Source organism: uncultured Rikenella sp. (assembly GCF_910577125.1).
In the GTDB taxonomy this organism is placed as follows: domain Bacteria; phylum Bacteroidota; class Bacteroidia; order Bacteroidales; family Rikenellaceae; genus Rikenella.
This window is the reverse complement of record NZ_CAJTMN010000015.1, coordinates 25,499-31,498: the sequence shown is the minus strand read 5'-3', so window position 1 is coordinate 31,498 and position 6,000 is coordinate 25,499. Positions and strand designations below refer to the sequence as shown.

Here is a 6,000-nt window from a genome sequence, read left to right as displayed (position 1 = left end):
ATCCTCTAAAGTTTTTCTGGTTCTCTTTGTTCACAAAGAGAACAGTACCCTCCTGATGCAAAGAGCGAAACGATTATTTACCCCACAAGTTTCGCGGATAGACCCCCGCCTCGATCAAGTCCAAGACCCGCTGTACCGTTGCCGGCCGATCCTCCTTGTAAGTCACCCCGAACCAGTCGCTCGTGGTGTGCAGCACCTTCAGTTTCGCCACATGTTCCGACACCAGTTTGTTCACCAGCAGCGGGATGAAGAACTCCGCCTTCAGATTTCCCGACTGCAACGCGTCATCGAGGAACCGGCGGAAGAACTCCGTCGAGTGGCGGAAATAGTCCGGCGTGAAGCCGAACAGATTCATCGACACCGGCGTGTTTTCGGCCAGCGGATGCGTTCCGTCCGCTTCGATGTAGACGATCTGACCATTCTGTCGCTCGATTTTCGTCCGTTCGACGATCGATTCCAGATATCCATCCCCGTCGATCGTGCATACTCCGCGCGATACCGTTCCGTTCTCCGACAGCGTCTTGCAGACCTCGTATCCCACCATCGCGTATTCCCCCTCCGAGCCCTCCGGCAGCGCCGCCAGATAAGCCCCCATCCGGGCAATCGCGTCCTGACCGTAGAAGTCGTCCGCATTGATCACCGCGAACGGTTCGCCGATCACCGTCCCGCCCATCATCAGGGCATGGTTCGTTCCCCACGGTTTTTCGCGTTCCTCCGGTACGGCGTATCCCACCGGCAGGCCCGAGTTCAGCTCCTGGAAGACATATTCCACCGCGATCCGGTGTCCGAACCGATCCGGGTTGAAAACTTCTTTGAATTCGGTGCCGAAGCTGCTGCGGATGACGAAAACGACCTTCCCGAATCCCGCCCGGATGGCGTCGTACACGGAGTAGTCGATGATCGCCTCCCGGTTCGGCCCGATGCCGTCCATCTGTTTGAGCGATCCGTATCGGGAGCCCATCCCGGCTGCAAGTACTAAAAGAGTGGGTTTCATATCTTTTTGTAAGTTTTGTTCTTTCGGGTTGACCCTACAAATATACTATTTCCTCCGAATTATCCCACCCCCCTCGCCGGAAAAAGCGTCGGACGGGCGTGTCGTTTTTCCGTTTATTCCGAGAGGCAACGCAACTGAAAACCGAAAGCGTGGCTGTATGCGTTGCAGGGTCGGAGCCATGATGCGTGTAAGCCCAGGTATATGCTGTAGGCGTTGAGCGTGGTGGATGACCAGACGGAGCCTTCGCCGCCGGTATTGCCCAGTGCACCGAACAATTTGTTGTTGCCCGCATCGCGGTAGCCCGGGGCGGGAATGGCCGTCCGCGTGTCCATAAAGTACAGAACAAACGAAAAACCGGACGCCCGGAATCGGCGGAAAAAACCTATCTTTGCATAACTTAAACTCGTTTATGAAACTTAAGGATATCGTCGGTTACCTGCGCGAGCGGAACAAGCTGTCGCTGCGGAATGTCCGCACCGGGCGGGAAATATGGCATGTTTTCATCAGCCGGATCAGTCTGGTGCTGGCCGGGTTGGCGCTGCTGCTCGTTCTGTTTTTCGTCGTGCTGGCCACCGTGGCCTATACGCCCGTGCTCGACCTGATCCCGGGCTACCCCGGCAGCAAGTCCCGCGAGGCGCTGATCGCCAACATCATGAAACTCGACTCCCTGTCGGCCGAAGTCGGACGGTGGGAGGGCTATCGTGCCCGGCTGGCCAAGATTCTGGACGGACAGGTGCTGTCGCCCGACGCGGCCGACACCCTGCGGCGACAGGGCGTGAAGGGGACCGTCTCGGCCCGGATCGGACTGGACTCGGTGCTGCGGGCCGAGATGACCGGCGAGGAGTCGCCCTACCGGTTGCGCGAGGGAGACGAAGACCGCTCCCGGTCGGAGGTGACCTTCGAGATGCTGCCGCCGGTCAAGGGGGTGATCACCCGGCCCTTTTCGCCCAAGAACGGCATGTTCGGCGTGGAGATCGCTCCGGCGCCCAATCAGGTCGTGCTGGCGGTGCTGGACGGCGCGGTCATCCTGGATGCCTGGAATCCGGAGACCGGAAATATCGTCGTGGTGCAGCACGGCGGGAACATGGTCTCGGTCTACAAACAGGTCGCCAAGGCGATGAAGTCCACCGGCGAACATATCCGGGCGGGCGAGCCGGTGGCGGTGACCGACCGGCTGATCGACAACAAGATACCGCACCTGACTTTCGAACTCTGGTACAACGGGACGCCGGTCGATCCGGAGAATTATATCGTATTCTAAGTGGCAGGCACAGGGGAACATACGAACGACAAGCGGCGCCAGCGGCTGGCCGTGCTCGGTTCGACCGGGTCGATCGGGACGCAGACGCTGGATGTGGTGCGGGCTTATCCGGAGCTCTTCGAGGTCGAGATGTTGGCCGCCCATCGGAACTGGGAGCTGCTTGCCCGGCAGGCGGAGGAGTTCGAGCCTGACGCCGTGGTGATTGCCGACGAGCGCTATTATGAACCGCTTTCGGCCGCTTTGGCGCACCTGCCCGTCAAGGTGTATGCGGGGGCGGATGCGGCGGCGGCTTCGGTGGTCTCGTCGGGAGTGGACACCGTCGTTTCGGCGATGGTCGGATTTGCGGGGCTGGCCCCGACGCTGGCGGCGATCCGGGCCGGGAAGAAGATTGCGCTGGCCAATAAGGAGACTCTGGTGGTGGCGGGCGGACTGGTCATGGAGGAGGCGAGGCGGTGTCAGGCGCCGATCATTCCGGTGGACTCGGAACACTCGGCCATTTTCCAGTGTCTGGTGGGCGAACACGCATCGTCGGTGCGGCGGCTGGTGCTGACCGCTTCGGGCGGGGCTTTTCGGGATACGCCGTTGTCGGAGTTGTGCCGGATGACGGCGGCGGATGCCTTGCGGCATCCTTCGTGGGAGATGGGGCGGAAAATTACGGTGGACTGCGCCACGATGATGAACAAGGGGTTCGAGGTGATCGAAGCCCGGTGGCTGTTCGACCTGCCGGCCGACCGGATCGGCGTGGCGGTGCATCCGCAGTCGGTGGTGCACTCGTTCGTCGAATTCGAGGACGGGGCGTTCAAGGCCCAGCTGGGGATGCCGGACATGCGGCTGCCGATCCAATACGCGCTGACTTTCCCGTACCGGCTGCCTGTCAAAGGGGCGGCGGCTTTCGAACCGGCCTTGTGCGGCAGTCTGACGTTCGAGGCGCCGGACGAGGCGAAGTATCCGGCCTTAGGGTTGGCTTACGAGGTGCTGGAGGGACGCTACGGCGAGGGGGGCGGCTGTGCGATGAATGCGGCCAACGAGGTGGCTGTGGCGGAGTTTCTGGAGGGACACATCCGGTTTACCGATATATATAAAGTGGTGCGTCGGGCGCTGGAGGCTTCGCTTCCGGGCGGGGGATTGTGCACGGAGAGGGCCGTGCGGACGCTGGAAGATTACGAGGCGTACGACGCCCGGGTGAGGGAGTATGTCCGGCGGGAGTTGCTGCCGGAGTTGGTCATCGAAGGATAATCGAAAAAATAAGGTTCTATACGCATGGAGGTTTTCATCAAGGTATGTCAGGTGATCGTCTGCTTTTCGCTGCTGGTGCTGGTGCATGAGTTCGGTCACTTTCTTTTTGCCAAAATTTTTCACGCCCGGGTCGATAAATTCTACCTCTTTTTCAATCCGTGGTTCTCGATTTTCAAGTTCCGGATCGGCGAGACGGAGTACGGGATGGGATGGGTGCCGTTCGGCGGCTACTGCAAGATCGCGGGGATGGTGGACGAGTCGATGGACACCGACCAGCTCAAAAGCGAACCGCAGCCGTGGGAATACCGCTCGAAACCGGCTTGGCAGCGGCTGTTGATCATCGTGGGCGGGGTCTTGATGAACATCGTGCTGGCCATCGGGATCTATATCGGGATCACGTATGCCTGGGGGGACTCTTATATCAAGACGAAAGACGTGACCGACGGTTTCGCCTTCAGCGAGGTGGCGCAGGAGGTCGGCTTCCGTAACGGGGACAAGATACTTTCGGTGGGGGGCGAGTATGTGGACAACTACATGCAGGTGCCGGCGAAGATTCTGCTGGACGACGTGCGCGAGGTGACGGTCGAACGCGACGGCGCGCCGGTGCGGGTGGTGATCGATCCGAAGCACATCAAGGCGATGCTTAAGGACAAGGAGTTCATCATGCTGCGGGTTCCGTTCGTGGTGGGACGTGTGGCGGAGGGCGGCGGAGCCGAGGCGGCGGGGCTGATGGCGGGAGACTCGCTGGTGGCGGTCGGCGGGGTTCCGATGCGGTGGTTCGACCAGTTCCGCGATACCTTCATGCAGCACAAGGGGGATACGCTTCAGGTCGCTTTCGTGCGCGGCGGCGAGCCGATGACGGCGGCGGTGCCGGTCAGCGATGCGGGGCAGATCGGCGTGGGGCTGGGGGTGGTCTCGGTGACCGATCTCTATACCGTGAGCACGCGGCGGTACTCGTTCTGGGAGTCGATCCCGGTCGGTACGGGGAGGGCGTTCACGTCGATCGGAAGCTACCTCAAACAGCTGAAACTCATCGCCTCGCCGGATACGGAGGCTTATAAGTCGGTGGGGGGGATTATCGCGATGGGGAATATCTTCCCGGGGTATTGGGACTGGGCTGCGTTCTGGCAGATTACGGCTCTGATTTCGATCATGCTGGCGGTGCTGAACATCCTGCCGATTCCGATGCTGGACGGGGGGCATATGGTCTTTATCCTCTACGAGATGATCACCGGTCGTGCGCCGAGCGACAAGTTTATGGAACGTGCTCAGGTGGTCGGGATGATCATCGTCTTCGGTATCATTATTCTCGCCAACGGCAACGATATTCTTAAGTTGATCTTTAAGTAGTTGCGGCTCCCACATAATAAGTCTTGCGGCGCGTGAGGGGGCGCGGATAGAGAACGGTGCGAAGAATTGGGCAGAGCAGAAAAGTGGAAATGCGAAGCATTTCCCGTCCACGGGACGTGGGGCCTGCCCGGCCCGAGGGCAGTTCCATCCGGTTGGGGTAGAGGCTGCCGCTGCAAAACACAGTTTTGCCCGTCCACGGGACGTGGGGCCCGCGCGGCCCGAGCGCAGTCCCCTCAAACCACTGCGCGCCGCCTCCTGGAGAAGCGATTCAACTCTTTCGGCGGTTAGCCGAAAGAGAATGAATCGCCCGGCGCGCGAACAAAGAGAGCTCCGCGTGTCACGCCTTAGGAGGCGCACGAAAAATCCGTCGCCCGCCCGCCTGAAGAGGGATTTCGCTCATTTTGCGACAGCAAAATCGAGATGAAATCCCAGCGGGCGACGGTTGAATTGCCCCGGCGTGCATAAAGCTCGCTTCGCGCGCGATTGCTGGAGTAGGAAATCATTCAAAAGCGTTGTTCGCTTTTGAATAAGATTTCCGCCAGCGCGCTTAGGGTAGAGGCGGCTTATTTCGGAGTGCCCGTCGGCACCGGCGGAGCGACAGCGGATCCGCAGTGAGACGGACACGGGGCGGAGAGCGAGTAGCGCGATTCCTGCGGAATCGCCGTCTTCGGCGAGAGCGACGCAAAAGCGGCGCGAGGGGGCGTGCCGAGGACGAACGGGCGGAGAATCGGGCAGAGCAGGAGCGGGCCGGCGCCCGGGAGAGACCGCAATTCTCGATGCATGAGCGGCGTGTTGCGGGCCTCCCGAGGGGGAGGCGTCCGGCCCGCGCGGCTCTGTGAACCGCAGGGGCTCGACCTTGTTCTTGTCCGTGGTTCTTGTCCGCGCGCCTATGGGAAATCTTGTCAAAACGCACAGGTGCATTTTGACGATTTCCCTTTTAAGGCGTCGGTGCGGTGCCGCTCGGCACTCGAAGGCCGGCCGTGTTTACCCCAATTTGAGTCGCCCGCGGCAATTCTCGTGGGTTGGCTGGGTGCCAACCCACAGAATATGCCTTCTTAGGCGTGCGGGCGACTGTCGAGCTGCGAACCGGACGGGACTGCCCTGCGCGGGCGGCGTCCGGGTGACCCCGGCGGGACGGAGCGATGCTTGCGCATCGCTA

At 60.9% G+C, this 6,000-nt stretch carries 5 protein-coding genes; 3 read left to right on the top strand and 2 right to left on the bottom strand.

Translation table 11 applies throughout. From position 1 onward, the window contains the following. Window positions 1-73: 73 nt before the first annotated feature. Both QZ292_RS03320 and QZ292_RS03315 read right to left on the bottom strand, forming a co-directional pair. Window positions 74-994 (bottom strand): nucleotidyltransferase, encoded by a 921-nt coding sequence (locus QZ292_RS03320; RefSeq protein ID WP_294597806.1) that lies wholly within the window; start codon window positions 992-994, stop codon window positions 74-76. A 113-nt stretch (window positions 995-1,107) separates the two neighbouring features. Next, window positions 1,108-1,326 (bottom strand): hypothetical protein, encoded by a 219-nt coding sequence (locus QZ292_RS03315; RefSeq protein ID WP_294597803.1) that lies wholly within the window; start codon window positions 1,324-1,326, stop codon window positions 1,108-1,110. A gap of 77 nt (window positions 1,327-1,403) precedes the next feature. Here QZ292_RS03315 and QZ292_RS03310 point away from each other — a divergent pair, with 77 nt between their 5' ends. Genes QZ292_RS03310 through rseP form a run of 3 tightly spaced genes read left to right on the top strand, consistent with a single transcriptional unit; the run spans window position 1,404 to window position 4,841 of the window. Next, complete coding sequence (locus tag QZ292_RS03310) at window positions 1,404-2,255, top strand: M23 family metallopeptidase (protein ID WP_294597800.1); 852 nt, start codon at window positions 1,404-1,406, stop codon at window positions 2,253-2,255. Then, window positions 2,256-3,491 carry a 1-deoxy-D-xylulose-5-phosphate reductoisomerase gene (gene dxr, locus QZ292_RS03305; protein WP_294597798.1) on the top strand — a complete coding sequence of 412 codons (1,236 nt, stop codon included), beginning with the start codon at window positions 2,256-2,258 and terminating at the stop codon, window positions 3,489-3,491. A gap of 24 nt (window positions 3,492-3,515) precedes the next feature. Continuing rightward, window positions 3,516-4,841, top strand: coding sequence for an RIP metalloprotease RseP (rseP, locus tag QZ292_RS03300; protein ID WP_294597795.1), 1,326 nt, complete (start codon window positions 3,516-3,518; stop codon window positions 4,839-4,841). Window positions 4,842-6,000 lie beyond the last annotated feature (1,159 nt).